This window comes from Micromonospora sp. NBC_00860 (assembly GCF_045207375.1).
GTDB lineage: Bacteria > Actinomycetota > Actinomycetes > Mycobacteriales > Micromonosporaceae > Micromonospora > Micromonospora vinacea.
In genome coordinates this window covers 6,674,387-6,696,397 of the sequence record NZ_CP108825.1, presented here as the reverse complement: position 1 = coordinate 6,696,397, position 22,011 = coordinate 6,674,387, and the positions used below count along the sequence as shown (strand labels likewise).

21 protein-coding genes are annotated in these 22,011 nt (G+C 72.7%); 5 read left to right on the top strand and 16 right to left on the bottom strand.

Annotated features, from left to right (window positions below; translation table 11 throughout):
- Positions 1 to 52 precede the first annotated feature (52 nt).
- The 6 genes from OH804_RS30945 to OH804_RS30920 all read right to left on the bottom strand — a co-directional run bounded on the left by OH804_RS30945 (position 53) and on the right by OH804_RS30920 (position 6,767).
- Positions 53 to 628, bottom strand: coding sequence for a helix-turn-helix transcriptional regulator (locus OH804_RS30945; protein WP_406061164.1), 576 nt, complete (start codon positions 626 to 628; stop codon positions 53 to 55).
- 429 nt (positions 629 to 1,057) lie between these two features.
- Positions 1,058 to 2,041 carry a porphobilinogen synthase gene (gene hemB / locus OH804_RS30940; protein WP_406061162.1) on the bottom strand — a complete coding sequence of 328 codons (984 nt, stop codon included), beginning with the start codon at positions 2,039 to 2,041 and terminating at the stop codon, positions 1,058 to 1,060.
- 19 nt (positions 2,042 to 2,060) lie between these two features.
- Positions 2,061 to 3,641: a uroporphyrinogen-III synthase gene (locus tag OH804_RS30935; protein ID WP_112584249.1), complete on the bottom strand. Its 1,581-nt coding sequence runs from the start codon at positions 3,639 to 3,641 to the stop codon at positions 2,061 to 2,063.
- On the bottom strand, positions 3,638 to 4,606 hold the full coding sequence (gene hemC, locus OH804_RS30930; protein ID WP_406061160.1) for a hydroxymethylbilane synthase: 969 nt from the start codon (positions 4,604 to 4,606) through the stop codon (positions 3,638 to 3,640). Before hemC ends, OH804_RS30935 begins: the two co-directional genes overlap by 4 nt.
- On the bottom strand, positions 4,603 to 6,000 hold the full coding sequence (locus tag OH804_RS30925) for a glutamyl-tRNA reductase (protein ID WP_196919919.1): 1,398 nt from the start codon (positions 5,998 to 6,000) through the stop codon (positions 4,603 to 4,605). Before OH804_RS30925 ends, hemC begins: the two co-directional genes overlap by 4 nt.
- Positions 5,997 to 6,767, bottom strand: coding sequence for a redox-sensing transcriptional repressor Rex (locus OH804_RS30920; RefSeq protein ID WP_406061157.1), 771 nt, complete (start codon positions 6,765 to 6,767; stop codon positions 5,997 to 5,999). Before OH804_RS30920 ends, OH804_RS30925 begins: the two co-directional genes overlap by 4 nt.
- A 371-nt stretch (positions 6,768 to 7,138) precedes the next feature.
- Between OH804_RS30920 and OH804_RS30915 the strand changes: the two genes are divergently transcribed.
- Positions 7,139 to 8,443 carry a sensor histidine kinase gene (locus OH804_RS30915; RefSeq protein ID WP_406061155.1) on the top strand — a complete coding sequence of 435 codons (1,305 nt, stop codon included), beginning with the start codon at positions 7,139 to 7,141 and terminating at the stop codon, positions 8,441 to 8,443.
- Positions 8,444 to 8,560: 117 nt separating this feature from the next.
- Positions 8,561 to 9,214, top strand: coding sequence for a response regulator transcription factor (locus OH804_RS30910; RefSeq protein WP_030329744.1), 654 nt, complete (start codon positions 8,561 to 8,563; stop codon positions 9,212 to 9,214).
- Here the strand turns inward: OH804_RS30910 and OH804_RS30905 are convergent.
- The 3 genes from OH804_RS30905 to OH804_RS30895 are packed head-to-tail and all read right to left on the bottom strand — an operon-like array spanning position 9,195 to position 11,729.
- Positions 9,195 to 9,857, bottom strand: a complete 663-nt coding sequence (locus OH804_RS30905) for an HAD family hydrolase (RefSeq protein WP_196919921.1) — start codon at positions 9,855 to 9,857, stop codon at positions 9,195 to 9,197. The two genes, OH804_RS30910 and OH804_RS30905, sit on opposite strands and share 20 nt — an antisense overlap.
- A 20-nt stretch (positions 9,858 to 9,877) precedes the next feature.
- Positions 9,878 to 10,132 carry a glutaredoxin family protein gene (locus tag OH804_RS30900; RefSeq protein ID WP_030329740.1) on the bottom strand — a complete coding sequence of 85 codons (255 nt, stop codon included), beginning with the start codon at positions 10,130 to 10,132 and terminating at the stop codon, positions 9,878 to 9,880.
- Positions 10,122 to 11,729, bottom strand: a complete 1,608-nt coding sequence (locus tag OH804_RS30895; RefSeq protein ID WP_406061152.1) for an AMP-binding protein — start codon at positions 11,727 to 11,729, stop codon at positions 10,122 to 10,124. Before OH804_RS30895 ends, OH804_RS30900 begins: the two co-directional genes overlap by 11 nt.
- A gap of 586 nt (positions 11,730 to 12,315) precedes the next feature.
- On the opposite strand from OH804_RS30895, the gene OH804_RS30890 reads away from it, so the two are divergent.
- The 3 genes from OH804_RS30890 to OH804_RS30880 all read left to right on the top strand — a co-directional run bounded on the left by OH804_RS30890 (position 12,316) and on the right by OH804_RS30880 (position 15,427).
- Entirely contained in the window at positions 12,316 to 13,272 is a 957-nt protein-coding gene (locus OH804_RS30890) for an ECF subfamily RNA polymerase sigma factor, BldN family (RefSeq protein ID WP_196919923.1), read from the top strand.
- A gap of 289 nt (positions 13,273 to 13,561) precedes the next feature.
- Positions 13,562 to 14,431: a DUF5667 domain-containing protein gene (locus OH804_RS30885; RefSeq protein WP_196919924.1), complete on the top strand. Its 870-nt coding sequence runs from the start codon at positions 13,562 to 13,564 to the stop codon at positions 14,429 to 14,431.
- Between the two features lie 126 nt (positions 14,432 to 14,557).
- Entirely contained in the window at positions 14,558 to 15,427 is an 870-nt protein-coding gene (locus tag OH804_RS30880; RefSeq protein ID WP_196919925.1) for an HAD family phosphatase, read from the top strand.
- A 46-nt stretch (positions 15,428 to 15,473) separates the two neighbouring features.
- Here the strand turns inward: OH804_RS30880 and OH804_RS30875 are convergent, their stop codons facing one another.
- From OH804_RS30875 to OH804_RS30845, 7 genes are all read right to left on the bottom strand, one after another.
- The gene (locus OH804_RS30875) at positions 15,474 to 16,355 is read right to left on the bottom strand and encodes a lysophospholipid acyltransferase family protein (protein WP_406066744.1); all 882 of its coding nucleotides are present in this window, start codon (positions 16,353 to 16,355) and stop codon (positions 15,474 to 15,476) included.
- Positions 16,356 to 16,567: 212 nt separating this feature from the next.
- Complete coding sequence (locus tag OH804_RS30870) at positions 16,568 to 17,644, bottom strand: NAD-dependent epimerase/dehydratase family protein (RefSeq protein WP_196919926.1); 1,077 nt, start codon at positions 17,642 to 17,644, stop codon at positions 16,568 to 16,570.
- Between the two features lie 122 nt (positions 17,645 to 17,766).
- Entirely contained in the window at positions 17,767 to 17,868 is a 102-nt protein-coding gene (locus OH804_RS30865) for a 30S ribosomal protein bS22 (protein WP_007465623.1), read from the bottom strand.
- Between the two features lie 270 nt (positions 17,869 to 18,138).
- Positions 18,139 to 18,348, bottom strand: a complete 210-nt coding sequence (locus OH804_RS30860; RefSeq protein ID WP_007465625.1) for a helix-turn-helix domain-containing protein — start codon at positions 18,346 to 18,348, stop codon at positions 18,139 to 18,141.
- A gap of 213 nt (positions 18,349 to 18,561) precedes the next feature.
- Positions 18,562 to 19,746, bottom strand: a complete 1,185-nt coding sequence (locus tag OH804_RS30855) for an ABC transporter permease (protein WP_091402733.1) — start codon at positions 19,744 to 19,746, stop codon at positions 18,562 to 18,564.
- Positions 19,743 to 20,657 (bottom strand): ABC transporter ATP-binding protein, encoded by a 915-nt coding sequence (locus tag OH804_RS30850; protein ID WP_406061148.1) that lies wholly within the window; start codon positions 20,655 to 20,657, stop codon positions 19,743 to 19,745. The genes OH804_RS30855 and OH804_RS30850 overlap by 4 nt, the downstream gene beginning before the upstream one ends.
- Positions 20,654 to 22,000, bottom strand: coding sequence for an efflux RND transporter periplasmic adaptor subunit (locus tag OH804_RS30845; protein ID WP_406066742.1), 1,347 nt, complete (start codon positions 21,998 to 22,000; stop codon positions 20,654 to 20,656). The genes OH804_RS30850 and OH804_RS30845 overlap by 4 nt, the downstream gene beginning before the upstream one ends.
- Positions 22,001 to 22,011: the final 11 nt, after the last annotated feature.

Below are 22,011 nucleotides of genomic sequence, written 5' to 3'. Positions count from 1 at the left end.
ACGACGGCCCGCCGTCCCGATTGGGGTTCGGCGGGCCGTCGTCCATCCTGCGTCAGCGCAACCGCCAGAGCTGTGGCGGCGGCGGGTCGCCGCGGTGCCTGGCTACCCGCACCTCCCATTGGCTGCGCCGACGCATCGCGTCCCGGACCTCCCGATTGCGGTAGAACGTCTCCGGCGGGCGGGCCAGCCCGTAGATGTCCGCCCACCACTCCCCCGGCTCGGGGTCGAGGATGGTGTCCAGGTGCGACGGGTAGCGGCGCCCCGCACCGTCGCGCGTGTCTTCCCAGTCCCGCATCGGCCTGAGCACCCGGCCGAACTCGTCGACGACGGCCAGCCGACATCCGACGACCCCGACGATCCGGCGGAGGAGATCAATGCTCGGAACAGTCCGACCAGCCTCGATGCGGCCGATGGTCGCATGGTGCACCCCGGCCCACCGGGCCAGCTCACGTTGGCTCAGGTCGGCGTGACGACGGACCGCCCGGACGATGCCGACGACCGGCCATGGAGTGTCGGAGGGCTCGCTGAGTATGACTTTCCGCTGGGCGGTGCTGGGGCTCGGACCGTCGGGGATCCAACCGTCGGCGCTGGGTGCTCCTACATCCGGGGGTGTCGGTGAATCGTCCATGCCGCCACCGTCCCGGCTCGCCGTGTTCCTCGCAGTCCCGTTCGGCGAGCCTGTGGACAACGGAAGGAGCTGTGGACAACCGAGCGGCTGTCACCGCAGGGAGGGTGGCTCCCGCGGGACCGGCGAAGCCGTGGGAATCGTGCAGCGCGCCCTCGCCGCAAGGGAGCGGGAACCCCAACCCCCAACTTTTGCCTTTGCTCTGCACCCCGATACGCACCGGTCGCGGTCCGTAGCTGTCGCATCCGCGGGTGCAGAGCAAAGGCTGGCATGGAGAGGTCGGGACCAAGGATCCGCGAGGCGGGACGGCGTCGGGGCCAGGAACCCGCCGACGAGGCAGGGAGCCCAGCCGTCAAGGCGACCTACGGTGCCCGCTTCGCCGCGCGCGTCACGAGCGGTGTGCGGTCAGGCGACGGTCGTCGGCGGGGTCGCTCAGTAGCGCTGGCGGAGCAGGCCGGCGGCCTCGACAGCCCAGTAGGTGAGGATGACCTGTGCGCCGGCCCGCTTGATCGAGGTGAGCGTCTCCAGCATCACCCGCTCCCGGTCGATCCAGCCGTTCGCGGCGGCCGCCTCGACCATCGCGTACTCGCCGGAGACCTGGTAGGCGGCGACCGGGACGTCCACCGCGGCCCGCACCGCCGACACCACGTCGAGGTAGGGCAGCGCCGGCTTGACCATCACCAGGTCGGCGCCCTCGGCGACGTCGAGCGCCACCTCGCGCAGCGACTCACGCAGATTGGCCGGGTCCTGCTGGTAGGTGCGCCGGTCGCCCTCCAGCGCCGACTCCACCGCCTCGCGGAACGGGCCGTAGAACGCGGAGGCGTACTTCACGGCGTACGCCAGCACTGAGACGTCCTGGTAGCCGGCGGCGTCGAGCGCCCGGCGTACCACGCCGACCTGGCCGTCCATCATCCCGGACGGCCCGACCATGCCGACCCCGGCGGCGGCCTGGGCCACCGCCATCTCGGCGTACGCGGCCAGGGTCGAGTCGTTGTCGACCTCACCGTCGGGGGTGAGCAGCCCACAGTGCCCATGCGAGGTGAACTCGTCCAGGCACAGGTCGCTCATCACCACAGTGGCGTCGCCCACCTCGGCCACCACGTCGCGGATGGCGACGTTGAGGATGCCGTTCGGGTCGGTGCCGCCGGAGCCGGTCGGGTCCCGCTGTTCCGGCACGCCGAAGAGCATGATCCCGCCGACGCCGGCCTGGACCGCCTCGACCGCGGCCTTGCGGAGCGAGTCCCGGGAGTGCTGGAGCACCCCCGGGAGCGACCCGATGGCACGGGGCTCGGTCAGCCCCTCCTTGACGAACATCGGCACGACCAGCTCGGCCGGGTCGACCCGGGTCTCGGACACCAGCCGGCGGACCGCCGGGTTGCGGCGCAGCCGGCGGGGCCGGATCTCGGGGTACGACATGGCAGGCCTCCTCGAACGACTACCGGAAGCGCAGGGCGGTCGGGCCCTGCACCTTCGAGCCACGGCGCTGCTTGGCCGGCATGGCGGCCAGCTTCTCCCGCAGCTCGACGGCGTAGGCGGCGAGCGCCTCCACCAGGTCGGGCACCGAGGCGTGCGGCGGCTGGACGTCGACCCGCAGGCCGAACTCCGTCGCGGTCTCCGCCGTCTTGGGCCCAATGACGGCAACAACGGTCCGGGCGTGCGGCTTCCCGGCGATGCCGACCAGGTTGCGGACGGTCGAGGACGAGGTGAAGAGCACCGCGTCGAAGCCACCCGACTTGATCGCGTCGCGGATCTCGGCGGGCGGCGGAGCAGCCCGCACCGTCCGGTACGCGGTCACGTCGTCGACCTCCCAGCCGCGCTCGGTGAGCCCGGCGGCGAGCGTCTCGGTGGCGATGTCGGCGCGCGGCAGCAGCACCCGGCCCACCGGGTCGAGGATCTCGTCGTGCGGCGAGAACTCGGCGAGCAGGCCCTCCGAGGACTGCTCCCCGGCGGGGATCAGCTCCGGCTGGATGCCGAACGCGCGGACCGCGTCCGCCGTGGCCTCACCGATGCAGGCGATCTTGACGCCGCCGAAGTGCCGGGCGTCGAGGCCGTGCTCGGCGAACTTCTCCCAGACCGCGCGGACCGCGTTGACCGACGTGAAGATCACCCAGGCGTACCGGCCGTCGACCAGGCCCTTGACGGCCCGCTCCATCTGCGCCGGGGTGCGCGGCGGCTCGACCGCGATGGTCGGCACCTCGCACGGGATCGCCCCGTACGCGCGCAGCCGGGCGCTCATCGCGCCGGCCTGCTCCTTGGTGCGGGGTACGAGCACCTTCCAGCCGTACAGCGGGCGGTTCTCCCACCAGCTCAGCTTGTCGCGCTGCCCCACGCCGACACCGACGGTGAGCACCACCCGGCCGGTGAAGCCGAGCGCGGCGGCCACGAAGCTGTCCACTGTCGACGTGGTCGTGTACTGGGTCTCGCCGGTGCCGTCGCCGGTCACCCCGACGCCGGTGGTGCCGTCGACCCCGGCGGCGAGCAGCCCGTCCCGGACGGCCGCGAGGTCACCGGCGTCCACGGCGAGCGCGAGCGAACCCCGGCCGACGGCCGTGGCCAGCGCCTCGAAGTCCAGTGCGCTGACGTCCTCGACGTCGGCGGCCGTACGCACACCCGGCAGCGGGACCCCGGCGTAGGTGGCCACACCCTCGGCCTGGCCGACGCCGGGCACCACCTCGAAGTGGGCGGCGGTGCGGGCCACCGCCTGCACCTCCTTGACCACCGAGTCATGCCCGAACGGGTCGCCGGCGACCAGGTGCACCGCGTTCAGCCCGGAGCGGGCCGCGGAGATCAGCACCTTCGCCACGTCCCCCGGCGCGCCCTCGGCCGGGGTGAACTCGGCATCGTCCCTCGCCTCGGCGCGAACGACGGTGAGCAACGACTCCGGGACTCCCCGGTCGTAGATCACCTGGTCGGCGTCGACCAGGGCGTCGTGGGCCCGACGGGTCAGCAGGCCCGGGTCACCGGGGCCAGCCCCGACGAACGCGATACGGCCGACGGGCTTACGGGTGCGGGTCATTCTGTGCTCCCAAATTGCTGGGTCCCCGGGCCGGTGTGTCCTTCGTGGCCGAGGATCGAGTCGGCGCCGAGTTCGAGGAGTTCGGCGGCGAGTGCCTTACCGATCTCCGCCGCGTCGGCGGGCGTTCCGGTGCGGGACAGCCGGAGGTCACGAGTGCCGTCCGGGCTGATCACCGCCCCGCGCAGGTAGATCTCATCGCCGGTCTCGCCTTCGGCGAGTTCGGCATAGGCGGCGACGGGTGCGCTGCACCCGGCCTCCAGGGTTGCCAGAAACGCGCGTTCCGCGGTGACCGCGGCACGCGACGGTGCGTGGTCGAGCACTGCGAGCAGCTCGACCAGGTCCTGGTCGTCGACCCGGCACTCCACGGCCAACGCCCCCTGAGCGGGCGCGGGCAGCATCAGCATCGGGTCCAGCGACTCGGTGATCACGTCGAGCCGGCCGAGTCGGGCCAGACCGGCCCGGGCCAGGACGACGGCGTCGAGGTCGGCCTCGGGGCCGAGCACCCGCGCCAGGCGGGTGTCGACGTTGCCGCGGATCGGGGTGACCTCCAGTTGCAGGCCGAGGGCGTGCAGTTGGGCGATCCGGCGCAGCGCGCCGGTGCCCACGGTGGCCCCGGGCGGCAGTTCGGCGAGCGTCCGGCGGTCGCGGGCCACCAACGCGTCGCGCGGGTCCTGCCGGGCCGGCACCGCGGCGATGTGCAGCCCACCGGCGGCAGCCGTGGGCAGATCCTTGTACGAGTGCACAGCGAAATCGATCGTTCCGGCGGTCAGCGCGTCGCGCAGCGCGGAGACGAACACCCCGACTCCCAGACGGTGCACCGGCGCGTTGGAGCGGTCGCCCGCAGTGACCACCTCGACAAGCTCGACGGGGTGGCCGGTGGCGGCGGTCACCGCCTCGGCGACCTGGCCGGACTGGGCCATCGCCAGGGCGCTGCCCCGGGTGCCGAGGCGCAGGGGGGCGGTCATCGCGCACCTCCGGTGGGTGGGGTCGGCTCGGCGGCGTCGGCTCCGGACACCGGATCGGTGCCGGTGAGCGCCAGGCCGAGGTCGGCGGTCAGCACGTCCGGGACGGTGTCGACCGGCGAGGTCTGCGGCACCTCAAGGTCGAACAGCTCGCGCAGCAGTGCCGCGTACTGGTCGCCGCCGGGCTCCGCGGCCAACTGGCGAACCTTGACGGTGGGCTGGTGCAGCAGCCGCTGGACGACCCGGTGCACGGTGCGGGCCACCTCGGCCCGCAGGTCATCACCGAGGTCGGGGCGACGCTGGGCCAGTCGGCGCAGCTCGGCGGTGACCACGTCGTCGGCCCGGCCGCGCAGCGCGGCCACTGTGGGTGCCACGTCGGCGCCGCGCAGCCAGGTGAGGAAGCCCTCCACCTCGCCGAGCACGATGCGTTCGACGGCGGCGGCGTCGGCGGCCGCCGGACCGTCGGCGAGCAGCGCCGCCATCCGGTCGATGTCGATCACCTCGACGCCGGGCAGCTCGGCGACGCCTTCCTCGACGTCGCGCGGGACGGCCAGGTCGAGCAGGACCAGCGGGCCCCGGGCCGGGTCGCGTTCGGCCAGCGCCGCGGTGACCACCGCCCGGGTGAGGACCGGTTCGGTGGACGCGGTGGCGGCCACTACGATGTCCACTGTGGAGAGGGTGTCGGCCAGCTCGGTCATCGGCGCGGCACTCGCCCCGTACGACTCGGCGAGCCGGACGGCGCGGTCGGCGCCCCGGTTGCTGACGGTGAGCGGCCCGGCGCCCAGCCGGGACAGCGTGGCCACCCCGAGCGAACCCATCGCGCCGGCGCCGACCACCAGGGCCGGGCGGCCGACGAGGTCACCGTCGAGGTGCCCGGCGGCCAACTCCAGTGCGGCGGTGACGACGCTCTGGCCGGCCCGGTCGATGCCGGTCTCGGCGTGGGCCCGCTTGCCGACCCGCAACGCCTGCTGCATCAGCTCGTGCAGCAGCCGGCCGGCGGAGTCGGCCCCGGTGGCCCAGTGGTACGCGTCACGCAGCTGGCCGAGGATCTGCGCCTCGCCCACCACCATCGAGTCCAGACCGCTGGCGACCCGGAAGACGTGGTCCACGGCGGCGGTGTCGTAGTGCACGTACAGGTGGCTGGCGAGCGCGGTCGGGGAGCTGCCGGCCTGCTCGGCCAGCACGGCGCAGACGTCGCCGAGCCCGCCGTGGAAACCGGACACGGCGGCGTAGACCTCCACCCGGTTGCAGGTGGAGACGATCACCGCCTCGGCCACATACGGCTGGGCGACCAGGCGGTCGAGTGTGCGGGTGAGGTCGGCAGGGGGCACGGCCAGCTGCTCCAGCGTGGCGACCGGGGCGGTCCGGTAGGACGCGCCGACGACGAGCAGTTTCACGTGCCGATCGCCTCCTGGGTCTCGGTGGCCGCGAACCCGCCCGGCAGGGCGGTGAGCGCGGACCCGCCGGTGGCGGGCAGCGCGGTCAGCGACGCCTTGCGGTGTTCGTGGAAGGACAGAATCTGCAGCTCGATGGCGAGGTCGACCTTGCGCACGTCGACCCCCTCCGGAACCGAGAGTACGCACGGCGCGAAGTTGAGGATGCTCGTCACGCCGACGGCGACCAGTTGGTCGGCGACCTGCTGGGCGGCGGCGGCCGGGGTGGCGATCACGCCGATCGCGAGGGATTCCTCGGCGGCGACCGTCGGCAGGTCGTCAACATGCCTGACCACCAGCCCGTTGATCTCCTCACCGACCCGGGAGGGATCGGCGTCGAGCAGTGCGGCGATCCGGAAGCCCCGGCTGGCGAAGCCGTCGTAGCCGGCCAGAGCGTGACCGAGATTACCCACGCCGACCAGGGCGACCGCCCGGCGTTGGGTGAGCCCGAGCACATACTCGATCTGCTCGATCAGCAGAGCGACGTCGTAGCCGACTCCTCGGGTGCCGTACGAGCCGAGGTGGGAGAGGTCCTTGCGGAGCTTGGCGGAGTTGACGCCGGCGGCCGCGGAGAGACCCTCGCTGGAGACCGTCTCGTGCCCGGTGTCGGCGAGGTTGTGCAGCGCGCGCAGGTACTCCGGGAGCCGAGCGACGGTCGCCTCGGGCAGATCCGGGAGCGCCGGTACGGCACCGGCGCGGCCGGGCGCGCCTGGGTGACGGTGCTGACTCATGAGACTCCGTGCGGTGCGATCCTCGGCCAACTCCGCTGGTGGGCCGTTTGTGGACTCCCGCTGGCGACCGAGGTTGCCGGCTGTGCTAGCAGGGCGCGTCGGAGTCACAGCGTAGGCGCTTGTGAAGACGTGCACAAATCGCGATCTTGCCGCTGCGTGGCGCGACCCCACCAGCCCCTCCATTCCACAAGATCGATTGAACGGCCTGGTCCGCGCGCCGCCCGGGCGATTATTGCTCAATCCCGACTTCTCTGACCAATCCCGCGCCGGCCCTGTCCAGGGGTCGTTCCGGCGGTGGTAGGGGCAGCACTACGGAGGAGAGGCGGGGTTTCGGGATGGGGACACCGAGCCCAACTGCCTAGCCTTTGAGCATGACCGCCGTTGCCGCCACCAGCGAGAGACCGACGCTGGCACCGAGCATCCCCCGCCAGCTCTTCGTCGACTCCGGGTACGTGGTGCTCGGCCTGCCCCTGGCGGTGGCCAGCTTCGTCGTCCTCATCGTCGGCCTCGCGGTCGGCATCGGCCTGGTGGTCACGGTGATCGGCCTGCCGATCCTCAGCGGCACCCTGTACGCCGCCCGTGGGCTGGCCGACGTCGAGCGGCTGCGGCTGCCCGCGGTGCTCCACCAACCCCGGATCCGGCCGCACTACCGGCTGCCCGAGGCGGGCGCGAACGCCTGGCGGCGGATCTTCGTGCCGATGCGGGACGCCCAGTCCTGGCTCGACCTGGCGCACGGCATCCTGCGGCTGATCGCGGCGGTGGGCACCTTCGTGGTGACGGTGTCCTGGTGGGCCGCGGCGATCGCCGGCTCGCTCTACTGGGCCTACGACTGGGCCCTGCCCCGGGCCGACGGCGAGGGTGACCAGGACCTGGCGCAGCTGCTCGGCCTGGGCGACTCGACCACCGCCCGGATCGGCCTGTACACCGCGCTCGGGGTGTTCTTCCTGATCACCCTGCCGATCGTGGTGCGGGGCTGCGCGCTGCTCCAGGCCAGCTTCGCCAAGGCCATGCTGACCGGGGTGGCCGAGATGCGTGACCGGATCACCGTGCTGGAGGAGCAGAAGCGGGCCGCCGTGTCCGCCGAGGCCTCCGCGCTGCGCCGGTTGGAACGTGACATCCACGACGGCCCCCAGCAGCGCCTGGTCCGGCTGGCCATGGACCTCAGCCGGGCCCGGATGCAGCTCGCCTCGGACCCGGAGGCGGCCGGCCGCACCATCGACGAGGCGGTCACCCAGACCCGGGACACGCTGGCCGAGCTGCGGGCGCTGTCCCGGGGCATCGCCCCGCCGATCCTGGTCGACAGGGGCCTGCCCAGCGCCCTGGCCGCGATCGCCGGCCGCGGGCTGATCCCGATCGAGCTCCAGGTGGACCCGCAGCTCGGTACCCCGGCCGGACGGCTCGACCCGGCGGTGGAGAACACCGCGTACTTCGTGGTGTCCGAGGCGCTGACAAACGTCGCCAAGCACAGCCGGGCCACCGAGGCCACCGTGGCCGTGGCCCGGCAGGGCACCCACCTGCAGGTACGGGTGGGCGACGACGGGCAGGGCGGCGCGCACCTGGCGAAGGGGCACGGACTGGCCGGCATCGCCGACCGGGTCCGGGCCGCCGGCGGGGAACTGCTGGTGGTCAGCCCGACCGGCGGCCCCACCGAGATCCGCGCCGAGCTGCCGCTGTGAGCGCGAGGAGTGAGCCGGGTTTGCGAGCCCCGCAGTCGCGAACGATGGAGACGCTGTGACCGGTCCGGCACCGCGCCGAGCCCGTTCGACGGGCCGGACGTGGTAGACAACACAGCCATGCGCATCGTGATCGCCGACGACGCCGTCCTGCTCCGAGAGGGGCTGGTCCGGCTGCTGACCGAGAGCGGGCACCAGGTGGTGGCCGCCGTCGGGGACGGTGACGCCCTGGTCGAGGCGGTGGTCGAGCACCGGCCCGACGTGTCGATCGTCGACGTCCGGATGCCGCCGTCGCACACCGACGAGGGGCTGCGGGCCGCGGTGGAGGCGCGCCGGCTGGTGCCGCGTACGCCGATCCTGGTGCTGTCCCAGTACGTCGAGGTCTCGTACGCCGATGATCTGCTCGCCACCACCGGCGGCGCCGGCGGCGGGATCGGCTACCTGCTCAAGGACCGGGTTGCGGCGATCGACGAGTTTCTGGACGCGCTGCGCCGGGTCGCGGGCGGCGGCACGGTGCTGGACCCGGAGGTGGTCGGGCAGCTCTTCGCCCGACGTCGCCGGGACGACCCGCTGCGCGAGCTGACCCCCCGCGAGCGCGAGGTGCTGGCCCTGATGGCCGAGGGGCGCTCGAACACCGCCATCGCGCGCGCCCTGGTGGTCAGCGACGGCGCTGTGGAGAAGCACGTGCGCAACATCTTCACCAAGCTCACCCTGCCACCGGACACCGAACAGCACCGGCGGGTGCTGGCTGTCCTCACCTATCTGCGGAACTGACCTCCCGAGCCAGGGCCACCGCGTCGGTGAGGGTGTCGGCCACCGGGTGACCGGAGGCGCGCAGCCGGGCCGGGTCGGTGAACCCGCCGGTGTAGAGCACGGCACGGCCGCCGACCGCGAGCGCCGCGTCCGCGTCGTCGATGGAGTCGCCGATCAGCACCACAGCGGCGCCGTCCACGCCCAGCTCGGCCAGGTGCAGTTGGAGCGACTCGGCCTTGCGGCCGCCGCCGACAGTGGTCCGCAGCCCGTCGACGCGGGTGAAGTGGCTGGTCAACCCGTACGTGTGCACGGTCGGGACCAGCTCCTCGTGGAACCACATGGACAGCAGGCTCTGACTGCCCGGCCAGGCGGCCATCGCCGCCCGAGCGTCGGCTGCCAGCTCACAGGTGGTCAACCCGGTGCGGTACGCGTCGTGGAAGATCTTGTCCAGTCGGCCGAACTCGTCGTCGTCCACGGCCTGCCCGAGCACCTCTGCGTAGTACTCGGCGATCGGTCTGCGGAACCGCACCCGGTGCTCGTCGAGGCTGACCGTCGGCCCGCCGAGGCTCGCGAACACGACGTTGGTGGCGGACACCACCAGGCTGAGGTCGTTGAGCAGGGTGCCGTTCCAGTCCCAGACGAGGTGCGGGGGCGCAGTGGTCATCAGAGCACCATAGGCACTCCTCAGAGCTGCGGCGTGGTCAGGTCCCGCAGCAGCCGGTCCTCCTCGACCCGCCAGTAGCCGTGCTCCTTGCCGTCGAGCATCACCACCGGCAGCCGGTCGCCGTACTCCCGCTCCAGCCCCTCGTCGCCGGTGACGTCCCACTCGACCCACTTGTCGCCGGTGACCGCGACCACCCGGTCGAGCGCCGCCTTGGCGTCGTCGCACAGGTGGCAGCCGGGTCGGGTGATCAGGGCGAGTCGGGCGTCAGTGGCCATCGGTTACCTCCGTGCGGTCGGTCGGCGTCGCCGACCGGAGCTGGGTCTTGCGTACCTTGCCGATCGCCGAGTGTGGCAGGGCGTCGACGAACTCGACGGCGGTCGGGCACTTGAACCGGGCCAGGTTCCGCGCGCAGTGGGCGAGCAGTTCCTCGCTGGTCACCGGTCGGCCCTGCGCCGGCACCACGTACGCCCGCACAGTCTCGCCGGTCCGCGGGTGCGGCACACCCAGTACCGCCGACTCGGCCACCCCGGGGTGCCCGGCCAGCACCAGCTCGACCTCGTGTGGATAGACGTTGAAGCCGTTGACCAGGATCAACTCGCCGAGCCGGTCGACCAGGAAGAGGTCGCCGTCCTCGTCGGCGTACGCGATGTCACCGGTGCCCCACCAACCCTCGGCGTCCGGGCCACCCCGACCGTCGGGCCAGTAGCCGGTGAAGAGGTTGGGACCGGACACCACGATCTGCCCCGGGTCGGTGCCCGGCGCCACGTCGGAGATGTCCAGCTCATCCGGGTCGTCGTCGGGAACGGCCAGCCCGTCGCGCCACAGGTCCACCCCGTCCGCGCCGACCAGGCGGAGCCGCACCCCGGGTAGCGGCCGGCCGATCGAACCCGGCTTGGCCACGCCGCCGACCAGGGTGGAGGTGAGCACCGGCGCGGTCTCGGTGAGGCCGTACCCGATGTGCACCTGATGCCCGGTGACCGCCGTGAAGCGCGCCGCGACAGCGGGTTCGAGCGGTGCCGCGCCGCAGACCGCCACCCGCACCGACGCGGTGGCCGCGCGGGCCGTTTCCGCGCCAGCCCAGGTCAGGAACATCGACGGTACGCCGACCAGCACGCTGACCCGGTGCCGCGCGATCTCATCCAGCCCCGCCGTCGGGCCTAGCTCGTCGAGCAGCACGCCGGTCGCGCCGTGGTGCACGACCGCGCCGAGCACGGAGTTGAGCCCGTACGCGTGGAACAGCGGCAACGCGAGCAGAACAGTGTCCGTCGGCCCGACCACCGAAGGCTCGATCTCCGCGACCTGTTCGTGGTTGGCGAGCAGCGCCCGGTGCGAGAGCATCGCCCCCTTGGGCCGTCCCTCGGTACCGGAGGTGTAGAGCAGTACAGCCAGATCGGTACCGCCTCGTCGGGGGCGGGGTGCCGGTCCGGGCGCTTCGGCGGTCGGTGGCGTGCCGTGCACTGAGGTGAGCGCGGGCAGCTCGGCGGCCACGTCGACGACCAGGTCCCGGACGCGGTCGGTGGCGATGAGCACCGACGCGCCGGAGTCGGCCAGCACGTGCCGTAGCTCCGGGGCGGTGAAGCCGGGGTTGACCGGCACGGTGACCAGCCCGGCGCGGAGGGCGCCGAGCCAGGCGATCACGAAGTCCGGTGTGTTGGGCAGCGCGATGGCGACGCGTGATGGCGTACCGCCGGGGTCGGTGGATGGCGTGGCGGCGGAGAGGCCGCGGGCGGCGGCGTCCACCTCGGCGTCCAGTTCGGACCAGCTGAGGGTGCGCTCACGCCAGTGCAGCGCGGGCCGGTCGGCGTGGTCGAGAGCCGCCCGGCGAACCCGGTCGGCGAGGTTCGGCGCGGGGTTTCCCGAGGCGTCCTGCACGGTGATCGAGTCTGGCACAGCGGACGGCGACGGGCCACGCCCGACGGTCGGGGCCCGGCCCGGAGGACGACGCCGGGACAGTCCCATGCACGGGACTGTCCGGTGTGCCACCGGCGATCCGATCGGGTCCTGTCGATGGGACGTGCGGGGGTGACCGCGGGCAGTTCGGCCGCCCCCGTCCGACCGGCCGGCGCGCCGGGCCAACCGAACGGGCGGTACGCCCCCCACCTGGGCATCCATCCTGGAACACCGGGTCGGCGGAAAGTCAATCGCACACGACGGACAACCGGTCCGCCGCCGGTGCGAGGGAGCGGGAAATACTTCCGCCTTGTGTAACGGACTTGCCACGCGCGGGTGACGTTGGCCCTATCATCACTCGGGTCGGGTCACCCCATTTGCCGTGAGTCGACACCCCTCAGCCCGAGGAGGCCCCCGTGCCTGTGAGCGCATTGGACCAGCACCTCCAGGGGAATTGCCGCCCGTCGGCAACTCCCGCGACAGTCCTGCCCGACCGGTCACCCGGTCGGTCCGCCCCGACGAGACCCAGACCGGCCCGCCCGGCGACCAACGGGACGGGGGCAACACGGTGACCACCTTCGGTTACGCGGAACGCCCGGTCGGCCTGACCGGACAGCCGGCCCGCTCCCACGTCAACGAACGGCCAGCGGCCCGTGCCCCGATGGACGAGCAGCACGGCGGCGTGGTGCGGGGTGACGGCGGGGCACAACGGATCCGCAGCCGGCCACACCACAACGAACCACCGCCGCGGCCCGCGGTGCCCGGTGGGAACGCGAAGCCGGCCGGCGGCCGGGTCGCCGTGCCGCCACGACCCACAATGCCCGTGCAGGGCCGTCGGGTAAGCGACACACCGGCGGTCACCACCGACCCGGCGGCGGGTGAGACAGCGGTGATCCCGGCGGTGCCGGCCACCACCGCCACCACCCCGACCGGTTTCCCGAGCCGCCCGGACCCATCCGACCCGGCAACCGAGGTCTGGACGCTGATCGAGCGGGCCCAGGCCGGCGAGTCCGAGGCGTTCGGGCTGATCTACGACCGGTACGTGGACACCGTCTTCCGGTTCGTCTACTTCCGGGTCGGCAACCGGCAACTCGCCGAGGATCTCACCTCGGACACCTTCCTGCGCGCGCTCAAGCGGATCGGCAGCTTCACCTGGCAGGGCCGTGACCTGGGCGCCTGGTTGGTGACGATCGCCCGCAACCTCGTCGCGGACCACTTCAAGTCGGGCCGGTACCGGCTGGAGGTCACCACCGGCGACGTGCTCGACGCCGACCGGGAGGACCGGGGCCCGGAGGGCAGCCCGGAGGCGGCGGTGGTGGAGCACATCACCAACGTCGCACTCCTCACCGCCGTGAAGCAGCTCAATCCGGAGCAGCAGGAGTGCATCGTGCTCCGCTTCCTCCAGGGCTTCTCGGTCGCCGAGACGGCCCGCGCGATGGGCAAGAACGAGGGCGCCATCAAGGCCCTTCAGTACCGCGCCGTCCGCGCCCTGGCCCGCCTGCTGCCCGACGGCTTCCAGCCGTAGTTTGTTACGGCGGGACCGACGGGCGTCGATCAGCGTCCGCGCAGCTCAGAGTCGGTCCCGCCCGGTGATGACCATCACTTTCTGTAATTTCCGCTCCGCCAGGCCCGTAACCCGTGCCCGGTCCGCCGCGTTTCTCCGGGTGCGACCGGTGGATGTCCCGGCAGGCCCGGGTCACCGAGGTCCGACCGGCATGCCGGCGGCACCTCACCTCCGTGGTGTCACACTGCCGCCCGGTCGCTGGCAACGACGGCGGCCGACCGGCCGTGACCAGCGAGAGGAGGTGCCTGCGGTGGACAACACCCTCTTCTCCCGCCGGCGCGCGGAGCGCTTCGCGCAGCTTCTCGACGAGGCCAACGGCGCTCGACGACACCACGTGCGATCCCGGGTGGACGGCCAGCTCGCGCCGCTCGTCGCAGTGGGTCAGCGGCTCAGCGTCGACCCCCCGGCTGTCGAGGTGGACCAGGACTTCCGTACCGGCCTGCGGGCGATGCTGCTCGCCACGGCCGAGCGGGAGGGGTTGGGCACCACACCAGCGGCGGTCAGCGAACCGGCCGCCACGACCACCCGCGGGCGGCTACTGCCGGCGGTCACCGCCCGGCGGGCCCGAGCCCGGGGCGCGATCCTGGTCGGCATCGCCGCCGGGGCCATCGCCGTCTCCGGGATCTCCGCCGCCAGCGAGAACGCGGTGCCCGGTGACGCGCTGTACGGCATGAAGCGCTCCACCGAACGGGCACAGCTCGCCCTGGCCAGCTCGGACATCAGCCGAGGCCAACTCTTCCTGGACTTCGCCCGGACCCGGGTCGGTGAAGCCGCCAAGCTGCGCGGTGACCGGATCGGCTACAGCGCGGTCCTCGACGACATGGACGCCGACAGTCGGCAGGGAGTTCGCCTGCTGACCTCGGCCGCGGTGCAGCGGGCCGAGCCGGGCAGCCTGGACACCCTCAACACCTTCGTGACGAGTCAGCGCCGGGCCGTACGCGGTCTGCTCGACGGGAGCACCCGCGTCGACCGGGAACGGACCCAACGGTCGCTGCTGCTGCTGGACACCATCCGGGAACGCTCGGACGACCTCCGCGCGGCGATCACCTGCGGTCTGCCGGCACCGACCGCCAGCGACGCCCTCGGCCCGGCCCCGAGCGCCTGCCCCGGGGCTCGCTGACCCGCGCTCCTATACCGCACGTCCGACCGGCCGCGCCACAGTTCGCTGTGTGCCCGGCCGGTCGCCCGTCTACGGCGGATACCCTCGCGAGGAAGCATCCGTCGTACCGGTGAGGAAGGGAATCGCGTGGCGCGTAGCCGTAAGGTGACGGTCAGCACCGACGCCGAGGGGCACACCGCGGGCTGGGCGGAGACCGACCTGGCCCCGGTCAGCGCACCCGACCCGACCGCCGCGGCGTTCTTCGACGTGGACAACACGATGATGCAGGGCGCGTCGATCTACTGGTTCGCCCGGGGGCTCGCCTCCCGGAACTACGTGACCACCGCCGACCTGGCCCGCTTCGCCTGGCAGCAGCTCCGTTTCCGGCTGCTGGCCCGGGAACACGCCGGTGACATGTCAGTGGCCAAGGAGGCGGCGCTGGCCTTCGTCCAGGGCTGGCGGGTCGACGAGGTCGAACACCTCGCCGAGGAGATCTTCGACGAGATGATGGCCCCCCGGATCTGGGCCGGCACCCACCAACTCGCTCAGCGTCACCTGGACGCCGGTCAGCGGGTCTGGCTGGTCAGTGCCGCCCCCGTCGAGATCGGCCGGGTGATCGCCGCCCGGCTCGGCCTGACCGGTGCGATCGGCACGGTGGCCCAGGTGGTGGATGGGGCGTACACCGGGCGGTTGGTGGGTGACCTGATGCACGGGCCGGCCAAGGCCGAGGCGGTCACCCAGCTCGCCGCCGTGGAAGGGCTCGACCTGACCCGCTGCGCGGCCTACAGCGACTCGGCGAACGATCTGCCGCTGCTCAGCGCGGTGGGCCGGGCGGTGGCCGTCAACCCGGACGGTGCCCTGCTGCGGCAGGCCCGCCAGCACGGTTGGGAGGTACGGGACTTCCGCACCGGCCGCCGAGCGGTCAAGATCGCCGTGCCGTCGACAGCGGCGGCCGGGCTGGTCGCCGGTGCGGTCACCGCCGGCCTGGCCCTGCAACGCCGCCGCCGCACCGGCTGAGCCGCCCGCTCAGCACGGGAGTCAAAACGTCAAGTCGGCCGAGGCCTTAAGGGCCGAACGGGTCGGGCCGTCGCTCGAGCAGCGTGTGCAGGGTCTGCTGGATGGTCTCCCGCACCTGGTCAGCGAGGTTGAAGACCACCAGCGGGTCGTCCGCCGAATCGGTCAGGTGGGCGGTGGGGATCGGCGGACAGAACTCGATCAGCCACTTGCTGGGCAGCGGCACCATGCCCAGCGGGCCGAGCAGCGGGAACGTCGGCGTGACCGGGAAGTAGGGCAGCTTCAGCAGCCGCGCCAGCGGCTTGATGTCGGCGAGCATCGGGTAGATCTCCTCGCCGCCGACGATGGCGACGGGCACGATCGGGGTGCCGGTGCGCAGCGCCGCCGAGACGAACCCGCCCCGCCCAAAGCGTTGCAGCTTGTACCGGTCGGCGTAGAGCTTGCCGATGCCCTTGAAACCCTCGGGGAACACACCGACCAGATCGCCGCCGCCCAGCAGCCGCTCGGCGTCCGGGTTGCAGGCCACAGTGCCGCCGGTCTTGCGGGCCAGCTCGGACACCACCGGCATCCGGAAGACCAGGTCGGCGCCGAGCAGCCGCAGGTAGCGGTGGGCGGGATGCTTGTCGTGCAGCGCCGCCGAGAGGATCAGGGCGTCCAGTGCCACAGTCCCTGAGTGGTTGCCGACCACCAGGGCGGGCCCGTCCACGGGGACGTGCTCCACCCCACTGACCTCGGTACGGAACCAGTCCCGGTAGAGCAGCCGCAGCAGCGGGTGGAAGACCGCGTCGGTCAACTCCGAGTCGAAGCCGAACTCGTCGACCTCGTAGTCACCGGAGAGCCGCCGGCGCAGGAACGCCAACCCGTTCGCGACCTTGCGGTCCCAGTGGTCCCCGGGCTGGTCCGACACCGCCGGCTCGGTGCCGCCGGGCAAACCGGCGTCGACCGGGTCAGCCGGCGTCGGCGTAGGCGTAGCGGCCGGGGTCGGCGTTGCGGCCGGGGTCGGCGTTGCGGCCGGGGTCGGCGGGGCCTGCGCTGCCGGTCGATGTCCGTTGCGCCGCGCCGGCTCCGCGTCCGGCGCGGGCACCTGCTGCGGTACGTCGAAACGCCCCACCGACTGCGGGTCGCGCCCCTCCTCCGGCCGGCTCATGACGGCCGCTCCCGCACAGCTGACCGGACCTGCCGGATGCCGTCCAGGACGAGTCGCTCGGCGGCGGCCAACTGGTCCCGGGTGACCACCACCCCACCGTGATGGGCGCGGATGAAGTCCTCGAACGCCTCGGCGGTCGACCGGGGCGTGAAGCCGTACTCCTGCTCGAGCCGGCTGGTGTCGACCACCCGGCCGTGCACGAAGAGGTCGACCTGGTCCAGGCCGTAGCGGCCGAAGCCCATGGTGCGGGCCAGCGCGGCGGCCCCGGACAGACCCGGCTCCAGCACCGGCACGGCCACCCGGCCGGCACGCCGGATCGCCTGGGACAGCGACAGCACCCCCGGGCCGGCGACGTTGTACGTGCCGGGATGGTCCTCCACGATCGACCGGTGCAGCACCTCCAACGCGTCGTCGAAGTGCAGGAACTGCAGACGGGGGTCACGGCCGAAGACGGTCGGCACGAACGGCTGCGAGAAGTAGCGGGTCAACGTGGTGTCGGCGGTCGAACCGATGAACGGGGCGAAGCGCAGCACAGTGGCGGTCACGTCGGACCGGCGGCGGCGGAAACCGCGGACGTACCCCTCGAGGTCGAGGATGTCGCGGCCGAAACCGCCGCGCGGCACCTCGCGGGGCTCGGTCTCCTCGGTGAAGACCGCCGGATCCCGGAACGACACCCCGTATGCGGCTGTCGACGAGCGGACCACGAGCTTGCGCAGCCGGGGTGCCCGCTGGCAGGCGGCGAGCATCTGCATGCTGCCGATGACGTTCTGGTCCTTCATCGCGGACCGGCCGCCGTGCTGCGGGTCGGGTGAGGTGACGAGCGCGAGGTGCACCACCGCGTCGACGTCCAGGTCGGCGAGGAGGTCACCGAGCGAACCGTTGTCGACGCGGATCCGTTCGACCCGGTCCAGCAGGTCGGTGAACTCGGTGCCGGAATCCGGTGCGTCGACCCCGATGACCCGTTCGATGCGCGGGTCGGCGGCCAGTCGGGCCGCCACGTGGGCGCCCAGGTAGCGGCCCACCCCGGTGACGACGACGACCCCCGGGGCACCTGAGGTGCCACCGAGGGTCATCTGACGCACCTACCCCGGCAGGATGGACCGAGCCGGGACGACCACGGCCTGATCACCTGAGCCTCCGGAGGTCGACAGTTTGGCAAGTGACGCCGAATGCCGGGCCGAGAGCCCGGCGGCGATCACTTGCCGAGACGGCGACGCTGGACGCGGGTCTTGCGCAGCAGCTTGCGGTGCTTCTTCTTAGCCATGCGCTTACGGCGCTTCTTGACCACCGAGCCCATACGACAGCCTTTCGATACAACGTGCGGGGCGGACCGGATGACACCACGCAGGTGGCGACGGCGACCGCTTGCGGACAACGGACCGGACCAGTCTGGGCGGCGGGGCGCACCGGTGGGGTCTCGGTCGGGCTCCAGGGTAGCCGGAGGGCGTCAGCCGGACCAACGCGCCCCCGTCGCGGCTGCCTTCGGCTCGCGACCGCGGGGCGCGCAAGCCCGCTCACTACGCCCACCGATGCCGGTCAGCCGGCGATCGGAGGGCGGTGTGGTGGCTCAGGCGGTCTCCTGAAAGGCACCCCGGAGATATTCGTGCACCGCATGCTCGGGCACTCGGAACGACCGGCCGACCCGGACGGCGGTGAGCTCACCGCTGTGCACAAGGCGATAGACAGTCATCTTTGACACCCGCATGACCGTCGCCACTTCCGCGACGGTCAGGAACTTGACCTCCGACAGCCGTCCGTCGGACTGTGACCCGGCCATGGCTCACCGACCCATCCCATGCCCGGCGCGTGCCAACCCGACGGATGCTCCGGGCCGAGCCGGCGACGCGCGTGTTACCAGTACGGTAGCGGGGCGGTTGTGACCGGCGCGATCCCTTCCTGCAACTGATCATGTTTCGGTGGCCGGTTCACCCGATCCGCGCTCCCGGTATCTGCCCGTGCGCGTCCGTCGTCCGGTTGTTCCGGGTGCTGCTCATTCGGTGCGCAGCGCGACCACCGGGTCGAGACGGCCGGCACGCTGCGCGGGAACCACCCCGAAGACGATGCCCACCACCGCCGACACACCGAAGGCGAGCGCCAACGACCACCAGGTGATCGCCGCCGGGATTGGCGACAGCGCGTCGACCAGAAGGGCTGTTCCCACACCCAGCGCCATTCCGGTCAGCCCGCCGATGGTGGTGAGCAGCACCGCTTCCAGCAGGAACTGCACGCCGATGTCGCGGGGACGGGCGCCCACGGCCTTGCGCAGCCCGATCTCCCGGGTCCGCTCCCGCACGCTGACCAGCATGATGTTGGAGACGCCGACGCCGCCGACGAGCAGCGAGATGCCGGCGATGGCCGCCAGTACGCCGGTGAGGACACCGAGGATGTCGCCGAGCACGCCGAGGATCTGCTGCTGGGTGACCGCGCTGAACTCGGTGTCCGGGTGACGGCGGTTCAGCTCGGCGACGATCCGTTCGCCCAGCTCGTCGATCCGCTCCCGGTCCGGCGCCTTCACAGCGATGCCGTCGACCCGCTGGGTGCCCCAGAGTCGCTGCGCGGCGGTCACCGGCACGTGCACCTCGTCGTCCCGGTCGACGCCGAGGCTCTGCCCGAGGGGCGCGAAGACCCCGATCACCCGGAACCGCACCCCGGCGAGCGCCACCTGCTGGCCGAGCGGGTCCCGGTCGGGGAAGAGCGCACGGGCGACCGAGTCGCCGAGCACCGCCACCCGTCGGCTGGTGTCCACGTCGGTGCCGGTGAGATAGCGTCCCCGGGCCAGCGACCGGGTGAACACCGCCGGGGTCGTCTCCAGGACGCCCTGCACGGTGGTGAAGTCGGAACGGGCGCCGGCCCGCGCTGTCGCCCCGGAGGCGACGGTGACTGCCACCCGGTCGGGGTCGCCGACCACCCGGGTGACGGCGTCCACGTCCTTGAGGGTCAGCGGCGAGACGACCGGCGCGTTGCCCACCTCGATCCGGCCGGGGACGACCAGCAGCAGGTTGGAGCCGAGGCCCTCGACCTGTTGCTCGACCTTCTGTTTGGTGCCGGTGCCGATGGCCACCAGCAGGACCACCGAGGCCACCCCGATGATCACGCCGAGCATGGTCAGCGCGCTGCGCAGCCGGTTGGCCCGGAGGGCGTCCAGCGCGACCCGCCACGCCTCGGCGACTCTCACGCCGTACCCCCGTCCTGCGGAAGGCGCCCGGTGGCTCCGGCGGCGCCACCGGAGCCACCGGACGGGTGCCCCGGACCGCTTCCGGACGCGGACCGGGGCTCCGCGCTGGGAGCGGGGACCAGTGTCGCAGGTCGACCGTGATCAACGGACGGCGGTCGATCATGAGCGGCGGGCGGGGCGGCGCTGTCCGCGACGACCACGCCGTCGCGCATGGTGATCCGGCGGTGGGCGCGGGCGGCCACCTCCTGGTCGTGGGTGACCATCACCAGCGCCACCCCGGACTCGGCGTTCAACTGCTCCAACAGTTCCAGTACGGCGGCGCCGGTGACGCTGTCCAGATTGCCGGTGGGCTCGTCGGCCAGCAGCACCGTCGGTTCGGTGACCAGCGCGCGGGCGATCGCCACCCGCTGCTGCTCACCGCCGGACATCTGGTTGGGTCGGTGGTCCAGCCGGTGCCCGAGACCGACCCGGCCGAGCATCGCCGCCGCCCGCTCTCGCCGCTGCCGGGCCGACACCCCCCGGTAGACCAGGGGCAACGCCACGTTCTCCACCGCCGAGGTACGCGGCAGCAGGTGGAACGCCTGAAAGACGAAGCCGATCGTCTCGTTGCGCAGGATCGCCATCTCCGGCGGGGCCAGGGCGTTGACGTCCCGCCCGCCGATCACCAGGCGGCCACCGGTGGGCCGGTCCAGCCCACCGAGAAGGTGCATGAGGGTGGACTTGCCCGAGCCGGACGGGCCGACCAGGGCCACGTAGTCCCCCGCCTGCACGGTGAGCGACACCCCGCGCAGCGCCTCCACGGACACCCCGTCGAGCTGGTACGTCCGGGACACGTCCACCGCCTCGATGGCCGGGACGCGCTCCGCAGCCGGCCGATCGCCACGCGAACCGGCGACGGCGGATTCGGTCACCGGACTTCCTGGCCGTCGCGGACCTGGTCGGCGCCGCGCACCACGATCCGGTCGCCGGGCTGGACACCGTTGAGGATCTGCACCAGGTCGGACCCCTGGACGCCCACAGTCACCGACGCCCGGTCCGCCTTACCGTCACGGACCACCCAGACCGCGTCCCGGCCGTCGGCGGAGAACACCGCCGACGCGGGGACGGTCACCGCGTCGGTGGCCTCACGTACCCGCAGGTGCACGATCGCGTTCATGCCGGGGCGGGGCGTCGGGGCCGGCTCGTCCTCGGCCAGCTTCCCGGCGCCCAGTGCCAGGCGTACCCGATAGGTGACCCCGCCCTGCGCGGAACTGGTGGGCAGCACGTCGACAGACCGGACGGTGGCGTCGTAGCTGGCGCCGGTGACGGCGTCCAGCTCGACCGTGGCGGTCACGCCGGCCTTGACCAGCAGCACGTCGGTCTCGTCCACCTCGGCGAGCAGACCCAACTGCGCGGTGTCCACCACTGTCAGCACTGGCGTGCCGGCGGTGACCAGCCCGCCGACCGCGACGGCGTCGTCAACGCCGGCCGGCGGACCGCCCTGGCTGGGGGCCAGCGCGGACGGGTCGAGGCCAGCGCCGCCGGCCTGCTCCAACAGCCCGGCCAGGCCGCCGTTCGCGCCACCAGCGGCCCGGGTGCCACCGGGCTGCACCACCCCGGCGATCGGGGCGCGCAGGGTCAGCGCGTCGACTGTCGCCTTCGCCAGGTCGTACGCCTGCTGGGCCTGGAGCCGCTGCGCCGCGGAGAGCGCGCCGACGGCGGAGCTCAACCCGTTGATCCCCCGCTGCACCGCACGGACCGCCTGGTCGGCGCTGCGCGCGGCGGCCGCGTACTGGCGCTGCGCGGACGTCACCTGGGTCAGCAGCGCGTCCCGCAACTGCGGGTCGGCGATCTTCTCGGCGGCCTTGCGGGCCGCGTCGAACGCCTCGTCGGCGGCCTTGTCGGTGCCGCGCCGGCTGCTGGTCAGGCTGCCCGCTCCGACGCCTCGGCCGGCGCGCTTCGCGGCGGTCAGCGCCTCCTTGGCCTGACGGAGACGCTGTTGCGCGCTCGGCGAGTCGACCACTGCCAGCACCTGACCGCGCTTGACCCGCTGTCCAGGCTGGACCCGCAGGCTGGCCAGGGTGCCGTCGGCGGGAGCGGTGAGAGTGGCGGCGGCGCGAGCGGTCACCGTGGCCGGGGCGTCGATCACCTCGGTGACCGGGTTACGGGCGGCCGACGCCAGCGCGAGGTCGGGGCCTTCGTCACCGCAGGAGGCGGCGGTGGTGGCGGTGAGGACGACGACGGCGGTCAGGGCGATGAGCAGGCGGGGCCGCATGGTGCTGGCGG